This window comes from Zhihengliuella flava (assembly GCF_015751895.1).
GTDB classification, from domain to species: domain Bacteria; phylum Actinomycetota; class Actinomycetes; order Actinomycetales; family Micrococcaceae; genus Zhihengliuella; species Zhihengliuella flava.
This window is the reverse complement of record NZ_JADOTZ010000001.1, coordinates 1,048,304-1,067,641: the sequence shown is the minus strand read 5'-3', so window position 1 is coordinate 1,067,641 and position 19,338 is coordinate 1,048,304. Positions and strand designations below refer to the sequence as shown.

At 66.9% G+C, this 19,338-nt stretch carries 19 protein-coding genes; 11 read left to right on the top strand and 8 right to left on the bottom strand.

Annotated features, from left to right (window positions below):
* Nucleotides 1-218: 218 nt before the first annotated feature.
* The 7 genes from dnaK (at nucleotide 219) to IW252_RS04920 (ending at nucleotide 6,815) form a co-directional block, all read left to right on the top strand.
* A complete protein-coding gene (gene dnaK, locus IW252_RS04950) occupies nucleotides 219-2,069 on the top strand; it encodes a molecular chaperone DnaK (protein ID WP_196835548.1) in 1,851 nt (616 codons plus the stop codon).
* 14 nt (nucleotides 2,070-2,083) lie between these two features.
* Complete coding sequence (locus IW252_RS04945) at nucleotides 2,084-2,740, top strand: nucleotide exchange factor GrpE (RefSeq protein ID WP_196835547.1); 657 nt, start codon at nucleotides 2,084-2,086, stop codon at nucleotides 2,738-2,740.
* A gap of 160 nt (nucleotides 2,741-2,900) precedes the next feature.
* Nucleotides 2,901-3,878: a DnaJ C-terminal domain-containing protein gene (locus IW252_RS04940; RefSeq protein ID WP_196835546.1), complete on the top strand. Its 978-nt coding sequence runs from the start codon at nucleotides 2,901-2,903 to the stop codon at nucleotides 3,876-3,878.
* 8 nt (nucleotides 3,879-3,886) lie between these two features.
* Complete coding sequence (locus IW252_RS04935) at nucleotides 3,887-4,327, top strand: heat shock protein transcriptional repressor HspR (protein WP_196835545.1); 441 nt, start codon at nucleotides 3,887-3,889, stop codon at nucleotides 4,325-4,327.
* 135 nt (nucleotides 4,328-4,462) lie between these two features.
* A complete protein-coding gene (locus IW252_RS04930) occupies nucleotides 4,463-5,164 on the top strand; it encodes an AMIN-like domain-containing (lipo)protein (RefSeq protein ID WP_196835544.1) in 702 nt (233 codons plus the stop codon).
* Nucleotides 5,165-5,187: 23 nt separating this feature from the next.
* Entirely contained in the window at nucleotides 5,188-6,204 is a 1,017-nt protein-coding gene (locus tag IW252_RS04925; protein ID WP_196835543.1) for an alpha/beta hydrolase, read from the top strand.
* 26 nt (nucleotides 6,205-6,230) lie between these two features.
* Nucleotides 6,231-6,815: an SRPBCC domain-containing protein gene (locus IW252_RS04920; RefSeq protein ID WP_196835542.1), complete on the top strand. Its 585-nt coding sequence runs from the start codon at nucleotides 6,231-6,233 to the stop codon at nucleotides 6,813-6,815.
* Between the two features lie 10 nt (nucleotides 6,816-6,825).
* On the opposite strand, the gene IW252_RS04915 is transcribed toward IW252_RS04920, so the two are convergent.
* Both IW252_RS04915 and trmB read right to left on the bottom strand, forming a co-directional pair.
* Nucleotides 6,826-8,325 (bottom strand): alanine/glycine:cation symporter family protein, encoded by a 1,500-nt coding sequence (locus tag IW252_RS04915; protein WP_196835541.1) that lies wholly within the window; start codon nucleotides 8,323-8,325, stop codon nucleotides 6,826-6,828.
* Nucleotides 8,326-8,380: 55 nt separating this feature from the next.
* Nucleotides 8,381-9,208 (bottom strand): tRNA (guanosine(46)-N7)-methyltransferase TrmB, encoded by an 828-nt coding sequence (trmB, locus tag IW252_RS04910; RefSeq protein ID WP_196835540.1) that lies wholly within the window; start codon nucleotides 9,206-9,208, stop codon nucleotides 8,381-8,383.
* A 112-nt stretch (nucleotides 9,209-9,320) separates the two neighbouring features.
* On the opposite strand from trmB, the gene IW252_RS04905 reads away from it, so the two are divergent.
* Complete coding sequence (locus tag IW252_RS04905) at nucleotides 9,321-9,737, top strand: YccF domain-containing protein (protein WP_196835539.1); 417 nt, start codon at nucleotides 9,321-9,323, stop codon at nucleotides 9,735-9,737.
* Nucleotides 9,738-9,893: 156 nt separating this feature from the next.
* Entirely contained in the window at nucleotides 9,894-12,524 is a 2,631-nt protein-coding gene (gene clpB / locus IW252_RS04900; RefSeq protein WP_196835538.1) for an ATP-dependent chaperone ClpB, read from the top strand.
* 52 nt (nucleotides 12,525-12,576) lie between these two features.
* Here the strand turns inward: clpB and IW252_RS13455 are convergent, their stop codons facing one another.
* Nucleotides 12,577-13,161: a septum formation family protein gene (locus IW252_RS13455; RefSeq protein WP_196835537.1), complete on the bottom strand. Its 585-nt coding sequence runs from the start codon at nucleotides 13,159-13,161 to the stop codon at nucleotides 12,577-12,579.
* A 242-nt stretch (nucleotides 13,162-13,403) separates the two neighbouring features.
* Here IW252_RS13455 and IW252_RS04890 point away from each other — a divergent pair, with 242 nt between their 5' ends.
* Both IW252_RS04890 and IW252_RS04885 read left to right on the top strand, forming a co-directional pair.
* The gene (locus tag IW252_RS04890) at nucleotides 13,404-13,619 is read left to right on the top strand and encodes a DUF3073 domain-containing protein (RefSeq protein WP_196837111.1); all 216 of its coding nucleotides are present in this window, start codon (nucleotides 13,404-13,406) and stop codon (nucleotides 13,617-13,619) included.
* Nucleotides 13,591-14,604 carry a Sir2 family NAD-dependent protein deacetylase gene (locus tag IW252_RS04885; RefSeq protein ID WP_196835536.1) on the top strand — a complete coding sequence of 338 codons (1,014 nt, stop codon included), beginning with the start codon at nucleotides 13,591-13,593 and terminating at the stop codon, nucleotides 14,602-14,604. Before IW252_RS04890 ends, IW252_RS04885 begins: the two co-directional genes overlap by 29 nt.
* A 99-nt stretch (nucleotides 14,605-14,703) precedes the next feature.
* Here IW252_RS04885 and purM read toward each other — a convergent pair whose 3' ends face one another.
* The 5 genes from purM to IW252_RS04860 form a co-directional block, all read right to left on the bottom strand.
* Nucleotides 14,704-15,846, bottom strand: coding sequence for a phosphoribosylformylglycinamidine cyclo-ligase (gene purM / locus IW252_RS04880; RefSeq protein ID WP_196835535.1), 1,143 nt, complete (start codon nucleotides 15,844-15,846; stop codon nucleotides 14,704-14,706).
* Nucleotides 15,847-15,879: 33 nt separating this feature from the next.
* Nucleotides 15,880-17,445 carry an amidophosphoribosyltransferase gene (purF, locus tag IW252_RS04875; protein WP_196835534.1) on the bottom strand — a complete coding sequence of 522 codons (1,566 nt, stop codon included), beginning with the start codon at nucleotides 17,443-17,445 and terminating at the stop codon, nucleotides 15,880-15,882.
* A gap of 93 nt (nucleotides 17,446-17,538) precedes the next feature.
* Nucleotides 17,539-17,856 carry a hypothetical protein gene (locus IW252_RS04870; protein ID WP_196835533.1) on the bottom strand — a complete coding sequence of 106 codons (318 nt, stop codon included), beginning with the start codon at nucleotides 17,854-17,856 and terminating at the stop codon, nucleotides 17,539-17,541.
* A gap of 38 nt (nucleotides 17,857-17,894) precedes the next feature.
* A complete protein-coding gene (locus IW252_RS04865) occupies nucleotides 17,895-18,254 on the bottom strand; it encodes a sterol carrier family protein (RefSeq protein WP_196835532.1) in 360 nt (119 codons plus the stop codon).
* Nucleotides 18,254-19,291 carry an asparaginase gene (locus IW252_RS04860; RefSeq protein ID WP_196835531.1) on the bottom strand — a complete coding sequence of 346 codons (1,038 nt, stop codon included), beginning with the start codon at nucleotides 19,289-19,291 and terminating at the stop codon, nucleotides 18,254-18,256. The genes IW252_RS04865 and IW252_RS04860 overlap by 1 nt, the downstream gene beginning before the upstream one ends.
* Nucleotides 19,292-19,338 lie beyond the last annotated feature (47 nt).

The window sequence follows — 19,338 nt, the reverse complement described above, 5'->3', positions numbered from 1 at the left end:
ATTTCTTTGGAAATTAACACAAGTGTTTCGCGAATTGGTTGAACATCAAACTTCCCGGCAGGGAGCGGGTGTGTGCGGGCGAGGTCCGCCCTCGGCGAAACTTGAGCGTTGGTGGCTCAAGTTGGTTTGACAGTGCTGATGGCCGGAGTAAAGTTGAGTGCAGAACGCTCAAGCAAGCGAGCGTTACCCGAACCACCCGTTCAGAAAGAAGGAAAGATATGTCCCGCGCAGTAGGCATTGACCTCGGAACCACCAACTCGGTCGTCTCCGTCCTTGAGGGCGGCGAGCCGACCGTGATCGCCAACGCGGAAGGTGCACGCACCACCCCGTCCGTCGTGGCCTTTTCCAAGGCCGGCGAGGTCCTGGTGGGTGACATCGCTAAGCGCCAGGCGGTCAACAACATCGATCGCACCATCGCGTCAGTTAAGCGCCACATGGGCACTGACTGGTCCATCGACATCGATGAGAAGAAGTACACCCCGCAGGAGATTTCTGCGCGCACCCTGATGAAGCTCAAGAACGACGCCGAGTCCTACTTGGGTGAGAAGGTCACCGACGCCGTCGTGACCGTCCCGGCGTACTTCAACGACGCCGAGCGCCAGGCCACCAAGGAAGCTGGCGAGATCGCTGGCCTGAACGTGCTGCGCATCGTCAACGAGCCGACGGCCGCGGCGCTGGCTTACGGCCTCGACAAGGGACAGGAAGACGAGCTCATCCTGGTCTTCGACCTCGGCGGCGGCACTTTCGATGTGTCCCTCTTGGAAGTCGGGAAGGACGAGGACGGCTTCTCCACCATTCAGGTCCGCGCGACCTCGGGCGATAACCGACTGGGCGGCGACGACTGGGATCAGCGCATCGTCGACTGGCTGCTGGCCCAGGCCAAGGCCAAGGGCGCGGATCTGTCCAAGGACAAGATCGCCCTGCAGCGCCTGAAGGAAGCTGCCGAGCAGGCCAAGAAGGAACTGTCTTCGGCGACCAGCACCAATATTTCCCTCCAGTACCTCTCGGTGACCCCGGAGGGACCGGTGCACCTCGATGAGCACCTTTCCCGCGCGAAGTTCCAGGATCTGACCTCGGATCTGCTGGAGCGCACCAAGAAGCCGTTCAACGACGTCATCGCCGAAGCCGGGATCAAGGTCTCCGACATCGCGCACGTCATCCTCGTCGGCGGCTCCACCCGCATGCCGGCTGTGGCCGAACTGGTCAAGGATCTGGCCGGCAAGGAAGCCAACAAGGGCGTGAACCCGGACGAGGTCGTCGCCGTCGGTGCCGCACTGCAGGCGGGCGTCCTGAAGGGCGAGCGCAAGGACGTTCTGCTGATTGACGTGACCCCGCTGTCCCTCGGCATCGAGACCAAGGGTGGCGTGATGACCAAGCTCATCGAGCGCAACACGGCCATCCCGACCAAGCGCAGCGAGACCTTCACCACGGCCGATGACAATCAGCCGTCCGTCTCCGTGCAGGTGTTCCAGGGCGAGCGCGAGTTCACCCGGGACAACAAGCCGCTGGGCACGTTCGAGCTGACGGGCATCGCTCCGGCCCCGCGTGGCGTGCCCCAGATCGAGGTCACTTTCGACATCGACGCCAACGGCATCGTGCACGTCTCCGCGAAGGACAAGGGCACCGGCACCGAGCAGTCGATGACCATCACGGGCGGCTCCTCGCTGTCCGAGGATGACATCGAGCGGATGGTGGCCGAGGCCGAGCAGCACGCTGAAGAGGACAAGAAGCGCCGCGAGGCCGCCGAAACCCGCAACGCTGCTGAGCAGTCCGCCTACTCCGTGGATAAGCTCATCAAGGACAACGAAGACAAGCTGCCGGAAGAGGTCAAGACCGAGGTTCAGGCCGACGTCGACGCTCTCAAGGCCGAGCTGGAGAAGCAGGACAACGACGACGAGGTCAAGGCCGCGTTCGAGAAGTTGCAGGCTTCCCAGGTCAAGCTGGGCGAGGCCATCTACTCCCAGGCACAGGCTGCCGAGGGCGAGGCGGGCGCCGCCGAGGGCGACGCCCAGGGCCAGGACGAGGACATTGTCGACGCCGAGGTTGTTGACGAAGACGAGAAGAAGTAAGGACGGTTCCTTCCATGCCGCACCACTCAAACGAGGAAGAGCACGGCGACGAGCCGGTGCGCTTCACCGACAAGCGGAAGGTCGACCCGGAAACGGGTGAGGTGCGTGGCACGGAAGACGCACCGGCGGAGTCCACGGACGCCGCCGGTGCCGACACCGGCGCTGACGCACTCGCTGAGGCCGAGCGCATCATCAACGAGGCCGGCGATGGCGAAGACCCCGCTGAGGTCGCCGCAGAGCAAGCCGAGTCCGGATCCGCCGTGGAGACGGAACTGCGCAACGACCTGCTCCGCTTGCAGGCCGAGTACGTCAACTACCGCAAGCGCGTCGAGCGCGACCGGGAGCAGACGCGCGAGCTCGCCGTGCAATCCGTGCTGAACTCGCTCCTGCCGGTGCTGGACGATTTGGACGCCGCGCGCCAGCACGGCGATCTGGAGGATGGACCCTTCGCGGCCGTCGCCCGCAAGTTGGACACGATCCTCGAGGGCCACGGCCTGGAGCGAATCGCCGAAGATGGGGTCAGCTTTGACCCCACGGTGCACGAGGCGCTCATGCAGCAGCCGAACCCCGAGGTCCCCGCGGATCACGTGGCGCAGGTGCTGCGCGTCGGTTACAAGAAGGGCGATCGCGTCTTGCGCGCCGCTGGCGTGATCGTCTCCACCGGCGAATAACGCTGCCGGACAAGTGGCTCCCCGCCCGCCACGGGCGAGGCGAGCCGTCAGGCGGGGCACCGTCGTCGTACCGCACGACGGCGGTGCCGCGCCGTTCGCGGGCCCGTTCCGGCCCGCACCCAATCGATAGGCATGATGGACAGAAAGTAGGAGGCGCCTGATGGCCAGTCAGGACTGGGTCGAAAAGGACTTCTACGCGATCCTTGGCGTCTCCAAGGACGCGTCAGACGCCGAGATCAAGAAGGCGTACCGCAAGCTGGCTCGGACCTACCATCCCGACACCAACCCCGGGGATGCGGTATCCGAGCAAAAGTTCAAAGACATTTCCGAGGCAAACACCGTGCTCTCCGACCCGGAGCAGCGCCAACAGTATGACGCCATCCGCGCCATGGGCTCCGGCGCGCGTTTCACCTCCGGTGGGCCCGGAGGCCCCGGCGGAGGGGCCGGGTTCGAGGACGTGTTCTCCAACCTCTTCGGCGGCGGCGCTGGCGGCGGCCGCGGCGGGTTCGGCGGAGGCGGTCAGGTTCCGCCCGAATTCGCCGACCTTTTCGGCGGCGGTGGTGGATTCGGTGGCGGGTTCCAGCAGCCCCCGCGCAAGGGCGCGGACCGGACCGCGACGACGTCGATTTCCTTCGGCGGCTCCATTAAGGGCACGACGGTGAACCTGCGCACCCGCAGCGGCGAGGTCATTGAGGTGCGCATCCCCGCCGGCATCAAGGATGGCCAGACCGTCCGCGTCCGCGGCAAGGGGCAGCAGGGGCCGGCCGGTGCCGGAGACCTGCTGGTTAAGGTGTCCGTGAAGCCGCATAAGTTCTTCGCCCGCGAGGAGAACAACATCCGGATCCATGTGCCCGTGACGTTCGCCGAGGCGGCGCTTGGCGGGAACATCGAGGTCCCCACGATGACCGGTGATACGGTCAAGCTGAAGGTGCCCGCCGGATCGAATTCCGGGCGCACGCTGCGGCTCAAGGGGCGCGGCGTGCAGACGTCGAAGGCCACGGGAGACCTGCTGGTGACTCTCGACGTCGTCGTGCCGCAGAATCTGACCGGCGCCGCCAAGGACGCCGTGGAAGCCTTTGCCGAGGCCACGGCTGACGCCGACCCGCGGGCCTCGCTCGCCGAGCAGGCCGCGCTGTAGGAGGAGCCATGAACGACGAGTTCTCCCCGGTGTTCGTGATCTCGGTAGCCGCCGAGCTCGCGGACATGCACCCGCAAACGCTGCGTCAGTATGACCGGATGGGACTCGTCACGCCCCAGCGCCAGACGGGCAAGCAACGCCGGTACAGCCGGCGGGATGTTGAGGCGCTACGCGAAATCCAGCGCCTCTCCAAGGATGGTGTGTCCCTAGAAGGGATCCGCCGCATCTTGGAGCTGGAGCGCCAGGTGCAGTCCTTGCAGGCGCGCGTCGCCGAGCTGCGCGAAGACGTGGAAGTTGCCCGCATGGCGGCCCGCGGCCACCCGGATCTCTCCCGGGTCTTCGCCGCAGGCGCGGCCGGTGACGTGGTCACGCTAGCCCGGGGGCAGCGGCCGCGGGCGCGCAGCCAAGCACTGATGGTGTGGCGACCCACCCGAGCGCTGGGCCGGTAGCGCCGAAGCGGCAGGTCAGGCAGGGAATACCCCGGCATGAGGTGACGATTTGGCCACGGTGAGGACACAGTTGCGCGCCGTGGCTTCCGCGAGCCCTAGCGCAGCGATAGCGTGGCGACCAAGGAAAGGGGAACCATGCTGAGCACCTCCTCACGGAAGATCACCGCGGCGGCCGCAGCCGGCGTCGTCGTGCTGGCTCTGGCCGCGTGCGGCGGCAGTGAGCCCGAACCCACCGAGCCGGCGGCGAGCACGCAGGCGACGGAGTCGCCGAGCGCGCCGGAGACCGAATCGAGCGCGCCACCGAGCCCCAGCGAGGGCGCGCAGAGCTCCAGCGGCGGGGACGAAACGCGGCCATCGCCGACCGCGGCCGATCCGGCGGGCGAGTACTCAACGCAAGCCCGCATGTCGGAGGGATTCCCGGACCCGTTGGCGCCGGCACTCGAAGGGGAAAACTTGACGCTGGATGATGTTCGCATCGGTCAGCACGCAGGGTTCGACCGGATCGTGTTCGCCCATGCTGGCGGGCAGCCCGGCTGGCGGGCCGAGTACACGGACCAGCCGGCTCTTCCCGGAAGTGGCCAGGAGGTCGAGCTCGACGGCGAGGCAGTCTTGGCCATTCACCTGACCGGTCTGCGCCCCGGCATGGGAGGGGCGCAGGAGGGGCACACGGTCCTCGACACCACGTGGCCGGATCATGACACGGTGGTGCAGCAGACCATGACCACCAGTGTCTTTGAGGGGGCCGCCACGTATTTCATTGGCCTCGACGAGCAGCGCCCCTTCGCCATTGAGCAGTACGACGACGGGCGGCTGGTGATCGACTTCCGCACGGATTGAGTGCGGGCCGGTAGGCTGCGGGTGTGAGAGCCGACGCACCACCGACCAGCTACGCCCAACTCACGGCGGCGGCCGCGGACCAGTTGCGCTGCGACCTCGCGCGGCGGGATCAACTCAGCATGCGGCAGCGGCGCGCGGTCGATGGCGTGGCTCACGCCTTGCGACGAGGCTCGATGAACCGGGCGATTCCCGCCCGGCACTTGCTGTACCTCGATCTGCAGGCGCCTACCCCGGCGGCCGCGATCGCCGTCGGGGACCTCGACACGGCAACCCACATCGTCTGGCACCTCTCCGGCGTCGGCATCCGTCCCGATACGGCGATGTGGGGCACGGTCCGCGAGGCCGGGCAGGTGGTGTTGGAACTGCAGCGGGTGGGGCGCGACCTGCCCGCTCCGGTGCGTCCGGCGTGCATCGCGTGGCTGGGGTACACGCCACCGGTCCTCTTCGAATCCCTGTTTGCTGCGCGGGCGCGGGCGGCCGTGCCGCGCATCGCTGCCGACATGCGGCAGCTGCTGCGGCTGCGACCAGACGGCCCTCACGTGGCCATCGAGGGGCATTCGTACGGCGGGTCCGTCGCCGCCCATTTCCTAGAGGCGCTCGCGGAGCATCCACCGCGCCGGCTGTGGGGGCTGAGGAAGACCAGCGACGATGTCGCCCACTTGGCAGCGCGGTGTGCGGGCCGGCAGGAGCCGCTCATGGATGCCTTCGTCATGCTCGGTTCGCCCGGGATTCCCACCCGCTTCGGCCGCGACCCGGAGCTGCTGGGGCTCCCCGTGGCGCACGTCTATGACGCCGTTGCCTCCAGTGACTGGATCGCCCGCGGCGGACGGCTGATTGGCAAACTCCTCGGCAATCGGGGACCGCTCGGGAGCCGGCTTCCGGTGGATGCCCTGCCCGCGCAGGGTCTGCTGCCCGTCACGGGCCACAATTCCTCACACTTTGTGCCCGGGCGATCGCAGACGTTGTTCGGGTACCGGGACGCGGGAACCCGGAGCCTGCGTAATATCGCCCGGATCATCACGGGGCAGGAACCGCTGTGACGGACCGGCCGCGCTACGCTGACGCTATGGACGCCGCAGAACTGCCGCCCGCTACGCTGACCCCGGCCGGCTCCCGCTGGGTGCTGACCTTCGCCGTCGACCTGCCCGTCAGCCGATGGGACGCGTGGATCGCTGTGACGACGCGCGATGGGCTGGGTGCGTGGTTCCCCGCGCGGATCCAGGGCGAATGGCGGCAGGACAGCGGCCTGATGTTTACCTTCGACGAGGAGGATGAAGTCAGCTATGGGCGCGTCGTCGACGCGGAAATCGGCTTTAGCCTGGCGTTCACGTGGGAGGAGGACTCGGTGCGGTTGAAGCTGGAGGAGTACGACGCCGGCACCCGCCTGACCTTTGCCGCCTCCATCGACGCGCCGGGCCGCGCCGCGCGCGACGCGGCGGGGTGGCACGCGTCTCTGGCGGCGTTGCGCGAATCCGTGGGCGGGTACGTCGAGGAGACCGACCAAGACGTCCGCCACCTGTTCGCGATGTATGAGGGACTCTTCGGGCAGGCCGCGGCCACCGACAAACCCCCTAGCTATGACGAAGGGCCCTTGGATCCGTCCGGAGAGGACGGGCCCAAGGGCCCTGGCGGGGGCGCGATCACCCCCTGAACCGTTGCCCCTAGCGGGTGCGGCCTTGCTTGCGTAGCTGATTGACGCGCTGGACGTTGATCTCGTGCGTCGTCACGTCCTCCGGTGTCCACGCCGTGACGTTCTTGAGTTCTGGCATGTCGGAGGCGACGAAGACCGGGTCCTCGCCGCGCTTGGCCTGCTCTTGATAGTGCTTGAGCAGCTTCAGCGCGACGCCGCCGAGCGCGAAGATGGCGATGAGGTTGACGAGCGCCATGAGGCCCATGATGCCATCGGCGAAGTTCCACACCACGTTCACCGTGGCGAGGGCACCCAAGAGAACGGCGGCGGTCGCGAAGGTGCGGTACGCCACCATGACGGCGGGCGACTTGGTCATAAACGCAATGTTCGCCTCGCCGTAGTAGTAGTTGCCGATGATGGAGCTGAAGGCCAGCAGCAGGATGATGATGGCCAGCAGGATGGAGGACCAGGCCCCCAGAGATTCGGTGAGGGCGTTCTGTGTCAGGACGATTCCCTGCGTTTCACCCACCGGGTTCGGCACGGCCACCAGAATGATGAATGCGGTGACCGAGCAAACGATAAACGTGTCAAAGTACACGCCCAGCGTCTGCACCAGTCCCTGTTTAGCGGGGTGAGTCACGGCCGCGGAGGCACCCGCGTTGGGGGCGGAACCGAGGCCAGCCTCGTTGGAGAACATGCCGCGCTTGACGCCGGTCATGATGACCGCGCCCAGACCGCCGCCGATAGCGGAATTGAAGTTGAACGCCTCACTGAAGATGAGTCCGAAGACGCGCGGCAACTCGGAGATGTTCATGGCAACGATCACGATGCCGAGGACGATGTAGAGCAAGGCCATCGCGGGGACGAGGGACTGGCTGACCTGGGCAATGCGGCGGATGCCGCCGAAGACGACGAGGGCCGTCATGACGGCCAGCACGACGGCGATCGTCACCATGAGCGACGGGCTATCCGTTCCTGCCGCGCCAGAGATCGCCTGGGCGATGGTGTTGGCCTGCAGCGAGGAAAACGCCAGCGGGAAGCAGATGATCAGAATGATCGCGAAGATGATGCCGAGCCACCGGGCGTTCAGGCCCTTTTGCATGTAGTAAGCGGGGCCGCCGACGTATCCATCGGGGCGTTTCTCCTTGTAGAGCTGCCCGAGTGTCGACTCGATGAAGCTGGACGCGCCACCGATGAACGCCATCAGCCACATCCAGAACACGGCGCCCGGGCCCCCGACGGCGATCGCGGTGGCGACGCCGGCGACGTTGCCGGTGCCGACGCGGGAGGCCGCGGAGACGGTAAAGGCTTGGAAAGCGGAAATGGAGCGGGGCTTGCCGTCTGGGCCGATCAGGGCCTTGTCGGTCAGCGTCTTGAGCATGTTGGGGATCATGCGCAACTGCACCGCTCCGGTGCGGATGGTGAAGTACAGGCCGACGAAGGCCACGACGGGCAGAATAATCCACGTCCAGAGCCAGCCGCCCGAGTCGGAGAGCCAGCCCTCAATTAAGTCATTTTGGAAGAGTTCCATGCCGAGAATATATCGCGTCCCGCATGGTTTGGAACACATCCAGCTCCGGGCGGATTCACAACCTCCGGTACGTCAGGTCGAAGATCTCGCGGCCCGCCGCGATCGCCTTCGATTCGAAGCTGGTCTGCACCCGCCCGTCGAAGCGCGGCGCCCAGCCGCCGTGGACGTTCTCGAACGCCTCGTCGGGATCCAGGACGTCGCGCATATGCTCGGCGTATTCGGCCCAATCGGTCGCGAGTCGCCACGTCCCGCCGGCCCGCAGGGCTGTGGCTACGTGGCGGGCAAAGCTGGGCTTGACCAAGCGCCGCTTGTGGTGGCGCGATTTGTGCCACGGATCAGGGAAGAACACCCAAACCTCATCCACGGACCCCGGAGCGAGGAGGTGCTCGAACACCTCGGGGGCATTGGCTTGGATGACCCGCACGTTGGTCAAGCCCTGCTTGCCAGCGCGCAGCATCAGTTGGGCGAGGCCGGGGGTGTAGACCTCGACGGCGAGGAAGTCGCGTTCGGGATGCGCGGCCGCTTGGGCCACGATGGCCTCGCCCAAGCCTGACCCCACTTCCACCGTCAGGGGAGCTCGGCGACCGAAGGTGGTCAGCTGATCGAAGGTGGCCTGCCCGCTGACGGACGTATCGGCAATGTCGCGGGGGACCTCAATGAGGTAGTCGCTCGCGTAGCGCTCCCAGGCGCGCAATCGTCGCCCCTGCAGGCGGGAGCCGCGCCGGACAAAGGAGACCGGCTCGGTGCGGTAGTAGCGGAGGTCCTCGGCGGCGCGGCCCGAGGTGGGCGCCGTGGCCTTCAGCGCCTCGTCGTCGTTCCCTCGGGCGGCGTCGCGAGGGGATTCGGGCGTGGCGGCGTGCTCGGGAGTGTTCGCAGAAGTCATCGCCACCCAGAATACCGGGGTGCGACGCTGGCCGCGGAGCGATGAAGAATCCGGGAAGAATCAGGGGGAGCCCCTATAGCCAGGCGAGGCCGCCGAACGGTTGAATAGACACATGAAGACCACACTTTCAGCGGTACTCAATGTCATCTGGCTCCTGTTCGGTGGGCTCTGGCTGGCGCTGGGCTACTTCGCGGCCGGCATTCTGTGCTGCATCCTGATCGTTACCATTCCGTTCGGCATTGCCTCGTTCCGGATCGGCTTGTACGCGCTGTGGCCCTTTGGGCGCACGATCGTTGATCGCGGTCCGGGCGCTGGCGTGTTCTCGACTCTGGGCAACGTCATCTGGATCATCGTCGCCGGAATCTGGATTGCCATCGGTCACGTGCTGACCGCCATCCCGATGTTCCTCTCCATCATCGGCATTCCGTTGGGTATCGCGAACCTCAAGCTCATTCCGGTGTCCTTGGTGCCGCTGGGCAAGGTAATCGTCCCGTCCGACGCCGTCGTTCCTACCTACCGGCACCGCTAAGCGGGCGAACGCGCGGCCGTGAAAAGAAGCGGTGGGTGCGGGCAGAGGCCCGCACCCACCGCTTCTCTGTGCGGGAATAGATCGACCCGGGACAAAGTTGAGTAATATAGACTCAACTTTATTGAGTGGTTCGTCCTCAGAAAGAAAGGACCATCAGTGGACACGAAGCTCACCACCCAAAGTCAGGAGGCCCTCTCCGCGGCCGGCATGAATGCGTCGACGGCGGGAAACCCGCAGATCGAACCCGCGCACCTGCTCAAGGCCCTCATGGATAAGCGCGAGTCCGTGGCGGTGGCCCTGCTGAAGGCGATCGGCGCCGACCCCGACGTGGTCTCTTCCGCCGCCAGTGCTGCGATTAAGGCGCTACCCGCTTCCTCGGGTTCGTCCGTGGCTCAAGCCCAGTTCTCCCGCCAGCTGCTGCAGGTGGTGCAGACGGCACAGCAGGCCAGCGCCGAGGCCGGGGACACCTACGTTTCCACCGAGTTTTTGTTGATCGCTCTCGCGACGGACGCTGGCGCGGCGGGCAACGCCCTGCGCGACGCCGGAGCCTCCGTCGACGCCCTGCGCGCCGCCCTGTCCGGACTGCGCGGGGACCGCACCGTGGACAGCCCGGACCCCGAGGCGACCTTTCAGGCGCTCGAGAAGTACGGGACTGACCTGACCGAGATCGCCCGCTCCGGCAAGCTGGATCCGGTCATCGGCCGGGACGCGGAGATTCGCCGCGTGGTCCAGGTGCTCTCTCGCCGCACCAAGAACAACCCTGTCTTGATCGGCGAGCCCGGAGTCGGCAAGACCGCCGTCGTTGAGGGGCTGGCCCAGCGCATGGTCGCGGGTGACGTGCCCGAGTCCCTGCGCGGCAAGACGCTCATTTCCTTGGACCTCGGGTCCATGGTGGCCGGCGCGAAATATCGCGGCGAGTTCGAGGAACGGCTGAAGGCGGTGCTCGAAGAGATCAAGTCCTCCGACGGACAGATCGTCACCTTTATCGATGAGATCCACACCGTCGTCGGTGCTGGCGCCTCCGAGGGCGCCATGGACGCGGGCAACATGCTCAAGCCCATGTTGGCCCGCGGCGAGCTACGCCTCATCGGCGCCACCACCCTCGACGAATACCGAGAGAACATCGAGAAGGATCCGGCTTTGGAGCGCCGATTCCAGCAGGTGTACGTGGGGGAGCCCAGTGTTGAGGACACGGTGGGTATCCTCCGTGGGCTCAAGGAGCGGTACGAGGCGCACCATAAGGTGCAGATTGCCGATGGCGCTCTCGTGGCCGCAGCGAATCTCTCCAACCGCTACATCACCGGGAGGCAGCTGCCGGATAAGGCGATTGACCTCGTGGACGAGGCCGCGTCGCGCTTGCGCATGGAGATCGACTCCGCGCCCGAGGAAATCGACGTCCTGCGCCGGGCCGTGGATCGCCTCACCATGGAGGAGCTGGCGCTGGCCAACGAGACCGACCCGGCCTCCGTTGAGCGCCTCGATGCCATCCGCGCGGATCAGGCGGACAAGAAGGAGCAGCTCGACGCGCTGAATGCGCGCTGGGAGGCCGAGAAGGAGGGGCTCAACCGGGTCGGCGACCTCAAGGTGGAGCTGGATGAGCTCCGCGTGCAGGCCGAACGCATGCAGCGGGAGGGCGACCTCGAGAAAGCCTCTCGCCTGCTCTACGGGGAGATTCCCGCGCTACAGCAGCAACTGGCCGAGGCCCAAGCGGCCGAGGAGCAGGCGGGCGCGGGAGATCGCGAGCTTATGGTCTCAGAAGAGGTCTCCGCCGAAGACATCGCCGAGGTCATCAGCGCCTGGACGGGGATTCCGGCCGGCCGTATGCTCCAGGGCGAATCGGCCAAACTCCTCGCCATGGAGCAGTTCTTGGGTGAGCGCCTTATCGGGCAGAGCCGGGCCGTCGCCTCGGTGTCCGACGCCGTTCGGCGCGCCCGGGCTGGGATCTCCGACCCGGACCGCCCCACCGGCTCCTTCCTGTTCCTCGGCCCGACGGGCGTGGGTAAGACGGAGCTGGCCAAGGCGCTTGCCGATTTCCTCTTTGACGATGAACGGGCAATGGTCCGGATCGACATGTCCGAGTATGCGGAGAAGCACGCCGTCTCCCGCCTCGTGGGTGCCCCTCCCGGATACGTTGGCTACGAGGAGGGCGGGCAGCTGACCGAAGCCGTCCGGCGCCGCCCCTACTCGGTGGTCCTGCTGGACGAGGTGGAGAAGGCCCACCCCGAGGTCTTCGACGTCCTCCTGCAGGTGCTCGACGACGGCCGCCTCACCGACGGGCAGGGCCGAACCGTTGATTTTAGGAACGTCATCCTGGTGATGACGTCCAACCTGGGCTCGCAGTTCCTCGTCGATCAGACGTTGGAAGCGCAGGCCAAGGAGGACGCCGTGATGAACGTGGTCAATGCCTCCTTCAAGCCGGAGTTCTTGAACCGCCTGGACGAGGTCATCCTGTTCGATCCCCTCTCGTTGGAGGAGCTCGGCTCGATTGTGGACTTGCAAGTCCGGGCGCTCGCGGCACGGCTGTCCGAGCGCCGGCTGAGCCTCAACGTCTCTGACGCCGCGCGCGATTGGCTGGCCCTGACCGGCTATGACCCGGCCTTCGGGGCGCGCCCGTTGCGTCGCTTGGTGCAGCGAGAGATCGGCGACCGGCTGGCCCGTGCGCTGCTCGCCGGGGACATTTCCGACGGGGACGCCGTGGGCGTCGACACCCTCCCGGTCAGCCTGACCGCCTCGGAGGGTGCGTCCGACGCGCCGGCGTCGTCCGGCCTGACCGTCACTCGGCTCTGACGTGCGCGAGGGCCCGTGGACACACCGCGGGCCCTCGTCGCCGGCGGTGGGCCTACGAGGACGCGGACGCCGCCGCGTCCGAGCGCAGGAGCGTTCCCGTGGCCATGTCGCCGTCGTTGGTGGTGGCCAAGAAGCAGGCCACGGTGCGGTCGCCGGCCTCCCAAGAGTCCGCCGTCGGCTGGCTGAAGTGGTACTCCCACTCAAACGCCGTCAACACGTCGGTGTTGAGCTCGATGGCCTTGCAAGCCTCCACCGCTTTATCCGTGGTCCCCGGCTTGCCCGGGTAGGGGATGTCTTGTTCGAGGGCGGCGGTGCCAATGAATTGTGCGTCGTGGCGCGTGGAACACTCGACGATCGTTGCTGGCTCCAGCGGGCTCGTGAAGTCGGACAGGCAATCGCCCACTTCAAACATGCTGGCTGGTGCCTGAGTGGCGATAATGCCGTCGATTCCCGGGTCCTCGTTGCGCTCCACGTTGGTCGCTGGTCCGGCGTCGTCGGCCGTGACGCTGCGGATCACAAAAAACGTCGCGGCGACCACCACCGCCACCAGCCCGAGGGTGACCCAGAACCGTGCGGAGCTGCCGTGGTCCGCTGGCGTGGCGGCATCAGGTCCTGGTGTGGGGTGGTCGGTGTCCACGAAGCTCCTCGTCGGTCGGCGGTGGAATCAGGCAGACGGTCACGATCCAGACTAGCCGCGCGCTGGGGTGCCTCCGAACACCGTGCGGGGCGGGCCGAGCATGTCGACGTAGGTCACACGCGGGCCGCGTTCAGCGCGCAAACATGTTAACCTTGGAATACGAACGATCCAGTCACTTAATCCGGATCGCCTCTTCTTGCTGAAGGGGCATGCCGGATCACTACCGCGAAGGGGGTCACGCCATGGGGCGCGGCCGTCAGAAGGCAAAAGCTACACGGCAGGCCCGGGATATCAAGTACTATTCCCCGGCCACTGATTTGTCTGCCCTTGAACGCGAGTTGGGCTCACCCAACCCAGAGGGGAATCAGCACGACGACGATCCCTTTGAGGCGGATTATTCGGAGTACGCGGACAAATACGCTGATGGCGATGACGAGGACGAGCGACGCTTCGGCTGAGCGCCCACTCATCGATGGGGCCGGAGGTGGCGACGCCACCTCCGGCCAGCGTCGTTTAACCTCCGCCGATCTCGCGATCAGCACGGCCCATCAGGCCGCCCTCCGCTCGATCGCCCGCGTCGTTGACGAGACCGCCGAACCGCAGGATGCGGGTCGGGCCGCGGCCGGGCTCGCCGATCAGTTGCGCGGCGGCCGCGTGCTGGTCATTACCGGGGCCGGCGTGTCTACCGATTCGGGAATCCCGGACTATCGCGGTCCCAACGGGTCGCTCAAACGGCACCGCCCGATGACGTACCAGGAGTTTCGGCACGACCCGGCGGCGCGGCATCGCTACTGGGCTCGGAGCTTCATCGGCTGGCGCCACATGGGCCAAGCAGGGCCGAACCGCGGCCATGAATTACTGGCGGAGTTTGAGCGGCGCGGTTGGATCAGCGGCATCGTGACCCAAAACGTGGATGGCCTCCATGCGGCGGCGGGCTCGCAACGGGTGATCCCGCTGCACGGAGATCTCTCCGTGGTGCGGTGCCTGAACTGTGGAAATACCGAGGCGCGGCCCCACCTCGATGCCCGGCTCGCGGAGGCGAATCCGGGCTATGTGGAGCGCATCGACTTGGACCCTGAGGCGGTGAACCCCGACGGGGATGTGACGCTGGCCCAGCACCACGTGGACGCATTCGTGATGGTCGGGTGCCTCGTCTGCTCCAGCGTCGAGTTGAAGCCGGACGTGGTGTACTTCGGGGAGAACGTCCCCGCCGAGCGCAAGCGCGAGGTGGCGGCCCTCGAGGCAGATTCCTCGTCGCTGCTCGTCGTCGGATCCTCCCTCGCTGTCATGAGCGGATACAAGATCGTGCTGGACGCCGTCCGCGCCGGCCAACCGGTGGGGATCATCAACGGTGGCCCCAGCCGCGCCGACGCGAAAGCGACGTGGCGGTGGCGGACCCGGGTCACACCCGCTCTCGAGGACCTCTTCGCTCGGCTGGCCTGAGGCGCGCCTGCCGGGCCATGGCCGGCGTGAGGCACGACAGCCCGCGGCCGCCCCTGATGATCTCAGGGGCGGCCGCGGGCTGTTTGTGGTCAGGTGCCCCTAGCCGGCGTACGTGCCCTGCATCAGCACGGCGCCGCCGTCGACGCCCTTGGCGCCCTGGACAAAATCGGCACCGGCGTCCGCGGCGTCTTCCGGGGTCTGTGCCACCGTGCCGGCAATCCATGAAGGCAGTCCGCGCGCAGTGAGGTGCTCGACGACGGCGTCCGCCTGATCCGCGGAGACGATGCCGATCATGCCGACGCCGAGGTTCAGCGTGCGCTCCAGATCCGCCTGAGGAACGCCGCCAAGCTGGCTCACCAAACGGAAGATGGCGGGTAGCTCCCACGTGCTGCGGTCCACCGTGGCCATCAGGCCCTGCGGCAGAACGCGCGCGAGATTGGCGGCCAAGCCGCCGCCGGTGACGTGGCTGAAGCCGTGAACCGGGGCCGAGTCGGTGGAGTTGAAGGTGCGGATTACATCAAGGCAGTCGGCCGCGTAGATGCGCGTGGGGACCAACAATTCCTCGCCTAGCGTCTTGCCCAGCTCGGACACTTCGCGGTCCAAGGCCCAGCCGGCGTGGTTGATGACGCGGCGTACCAGCGAATAGCCGTTGGAGTGGATGCCCGAGGAGGCCATGGCCACGACGACGTCGCCCGCCTGAACCCGCTCCGGGCCGAGCACGGCGTTCGCCTCGACGACGCCCGTGGCTGCACCGGCGACGTCGTACTCCTGCTCGCCGAGCAGACCCGGGTGTTCGGCGGTTTCACCGCCCACCAAGGCCGTGCCAGCCAGCGAGCAGCCTTCGGCGATGCCGCGGACGATATCGGCGATCCGCTCCGGAACCACCTTGCCGCAGGCGATGTAGTCCGTCATGAACAGGGGCTCGGCGCCGACCACGACGATGTCGTCGACCACCATGCCCACGAGGTCGTGACCGATGGTGTGGTGGATGTCCATCGCTTGCGCGATGGCGACTTTGGTGCCGACGCCGTCCGTGGAGGTGGCCAGCAGCGGCTTCTGGTAGCTCAGCAGGCGGGAGGCGTCGAAGAGCCCCGCGAAGCCACCGACGCCGCCTAGAACGGAGTCGTTGTGGGTGGCCTTGATGGCGTCTTTCATGAGTTCGACGGCGCGGTCACCCGCCTCAACGTCGACGCCGGCAGAGGCGTAGGTGATTCCGGCGGGGGTGCTGTCGGTGGCGCTCATGCGGCGGTGATCCTTACGTCGTCTCGGTGCGTCTTAGGCGCGGGTCGTGGCAGTGCGGTCGGCATCGGTGAGGGACTCCTCGAACTCGGCGTCCGGTCCCGGGTCGCATCCGCCTTCGGGTCCCTCGGCTGCCTGGCCGGGGCGTTCCAGCAGATTCTTGCCCAGCCGGTCCGCGTCGGGGAGTTTGATCGGGTAGTCGCCGGTGAAGCAGGCCGTGCAGAGGCGCTCGCGCGGTTGCTGCGTGGCCCCGATCATGCCGTCCTCGGAGATGTAGGCGAGGGAATCGGCGCCGACGGAGGCGGTGATTTCCTCAATCTTGGCTCCGTTGGCGATGAGTTCGGCCCGGGAGGCGAAATCGATGCCGTAGAAGCAGGGCCACTTGATGGGCGGCGAGGAGATCTTGACGTGGATCTCGGCGGCGCCAGCCTCCCGCAGCATGCGCACGATGGCGCGCTGGGTGTTGCCGCGGACGATCGAATCATCGACCACGACGACCCGCTTGCCCTTGATGATCGGCTCGAGCGCATTGAGCTTCAGCCGGATGCCCAGCTGGCGGAGGGTCTGGGAGGGCTGAATGAACGTGCGGCCCACATAGGCGTTCTTGACGAAGCCGTGGGCAAAGGGGATGCCGGACTCCTCGGCGTATCCGATGGCGGCCGGGGTGCCGGACTCGGGAACCGGGATCACGATGTCCGCGTCCGCTGCGTTCTCACGGGCCAGCTGGCGGCCCATTTCCACGCGGGACTCGTAGACGCTGCGGCCATTGATGGCCGCGTCGGGGCGGGCCAAGTAGACGTACTCGAACACGCAGCCGGCGGGCTTGGCCTCCGCGAAGCGCTGGGAGCGGACGCCGTCCTCGTCGATGGCGATGAGCTCGCCCGGCTCAATTTCGCGGATAAAGCTTGCGCCCACCGTGGCGAGCCCCGGCTGTTCTGAGGCCACTACCCAGCCGCGGTCCAGCCGGCCAAGCACGAGGGGCCGCACGCCCTGCGGGTCCCGCGCCGCGTAGAGGGTGGATTCGTTCATGAAGACGAAGCTGAAGGCGCCCTTGAGCTTGGGCAGCAGGTTCATGGCCGTGGACTCGAGGGTGTCGCCCTCGTGGCCGCGCAGCAGGGCCGTGACGAGGGCCGTGTCCGTGGTGTTGCCTTGGGCGATCTCGCCGCGGACGTTCTCGCCCTGCTCCGACTGGATCATCTCCATCAGCTCGGCCGAGTTGATGAGGTTGCCGTTGTGGGCCAGCGCCACCGTGCCGTCGCTCGTGGCTCCGAGCGTGGGCTGCGCGTTGGCCCAGTGGCTGGCGCCCGTCGTGGAGTAGCGGCAGTGGCCCACGGCCATGTGCCCTCGCATGGCGTTCAGCGTGTTCTCGTCGAAGACCTGGGACACAAGGCCCATATCTTTGTACACATTGATGCGCTGGCCGTCGCTGGTAGCGATGCCTGCGGACTCCTGGCCGCGGTGCTGGATGGCGTACAGGCCGTAATAGGCCAGCTTCGCTACGTCCTCGCCGGGTGCCCAGACACCGAAGACACCGCACTCATCCTGCGGTCCCTTCTCATCGGGCAAAAGATCATGATTGAGCATTCCATCGCCTCGCGCCATGCTTCCCATTCTCTCATGTACGCGAGGCTGCTCGATGAGATGCATCACGCGGCGTGAGGGAGATCTCACACCCGGCGGGGCTGGTCCGTCATCCTAGGCGTCGGAAGCGTGGTGTGTGTCGTCGTCAATGAGCTCGGCACGTGTGCGGCGGGCCTTCTTGGAGGCCACCTTGTCCGCGATGAGATAGGCGACGGCGCCGACGGCCACGCCGATCACGCCGAAAATCACGAGCAGGAACCCGGCCACGGCGCCGCGGGTAAATTCCGTGCTCGGCTCGCCGGTGTAGGCGGAGATCAGCGCCACCAAGACGCCAACGAAGGCCCCCGCTCCCAGGAACGGCCAGAACTTGGGCGAACGGCGTACCTCAACGTCGATGGAGTCGGGGGCTGGCGGTGTCTCGGGGGAGTCCATGACCCAATTCTATCGAACGTCGAAAACGCGGCACGACCTCAGAACAGCGGAAGGACCGCGGAGAGGTCCGCGCGGATGCCGGACGCGGTGAGACGTCCGGATTCCTTCGCTTCTGGCCACGTCAGGCCACCGGTCGCGAGGGACAACCACACGTCGGCGGTCATCTCGACGACGTTCGGTGGAGTACCGCGGGTATGGCGGGGCCCTTCAAGGCATTGGGCGACCCCGAAAGGAGGCACCCGTACCTCGACGGAGTCTCCCTCGGCGACTGCGGACAGTTCCTCGAGGGCGAACCGCACGGCCGTGGCCAACGTCGCACGGTCCACCGTGCCGCCCTGACGCCAGGCGTCGAGGGCAGCCCGGCCCGCCTGAGCAGAGATGCGGCGTCGAACTCCCACTAGTCCAGCAATTCCATGACGTCCGCGGCGAGCCGGATGGTCCCGACCGGCTCGCCGCCGCCCAGGATGGGTTTCTGCGTCTTGGCCAGGACGGGGCCTAGCGCGTTCGGGTCGACGACGCCCGCGGCGGCCATCAAGGTCAGGCCCACCAGCGTGGCCGCGCGCCCATTGCCGTCCAAGACCTTAACCGCGCACGCCGTTCCGTCGGGGGCTCCCACAATGAGCACTCCCTCGGCGCCCAGCTTGGCGATGAGCCCCAAGTCCTCCATGACAATGGTGTTTTCCTCGCCGTGGCCGTGCACGGCCCAGGGGTAGTCCAGCATGGCGGTGGCGATGGTGGCAGCGCGGGCGTTCGAGGACTTGTCCGACGGCGCCGCGGACAGGGTGCCGACCGCGCGGGCGAGGCCGCGCAGGGAGATCGCGGGGACCGGGGCTCCACATCCGTCGATGGCCAGGTGCGCGATCTTTTCTGCGGAGTACTCCTCAATCACGGAGACCACCGCTTGCTGTAGCGGGTGGTCGGGATCCAAGTAGGTGGCCGTGTCCCACCCGTTCTCCACGCACGCCCAGAGGAAGGCGGCGTGCTTGCCAGAGCAATTGAACGCTAGCCGGGACTTCTCGGCTGGCAGCGGTCGGGATCCCACCGTCAGCTCGCCGCGGGTCAGGGCCGTCCGGGTCGGGCCATGCTGGGGCCAGGCGGTGGGGCAGCGCAGGTCCGCCTCGCTGAGGCCGGCGGCTTCCAACATGCGCTCGGCCACAGCCATGTGTTCGGCGCTACCCACGTGGCTCGCGCACGCCAGTGCCACCTGGTCGCCGACCAGTGGGGCGCCGGATTGCATGGAGGCGAGGGCTTGGAAGGGCTTCAAGGAGGAGCGGGGAAACACCGGGGTGGTCGTGTCACCGAGTTCCAGCACGACGTCGCCGGTGGGGGAGACGACGGCGGCGGAGCCGAGATGCCGGGACTCTATGAAGCCATTGCGGTCCACGTAGGCGAGGTCGGCGGCGTCGGCGGTGGTGAAGGTTCCAAGAGTAGGCATGCACCCATTGTCGCCCATTGTCATCTGTGCTCGCGCGGCTGCACGGG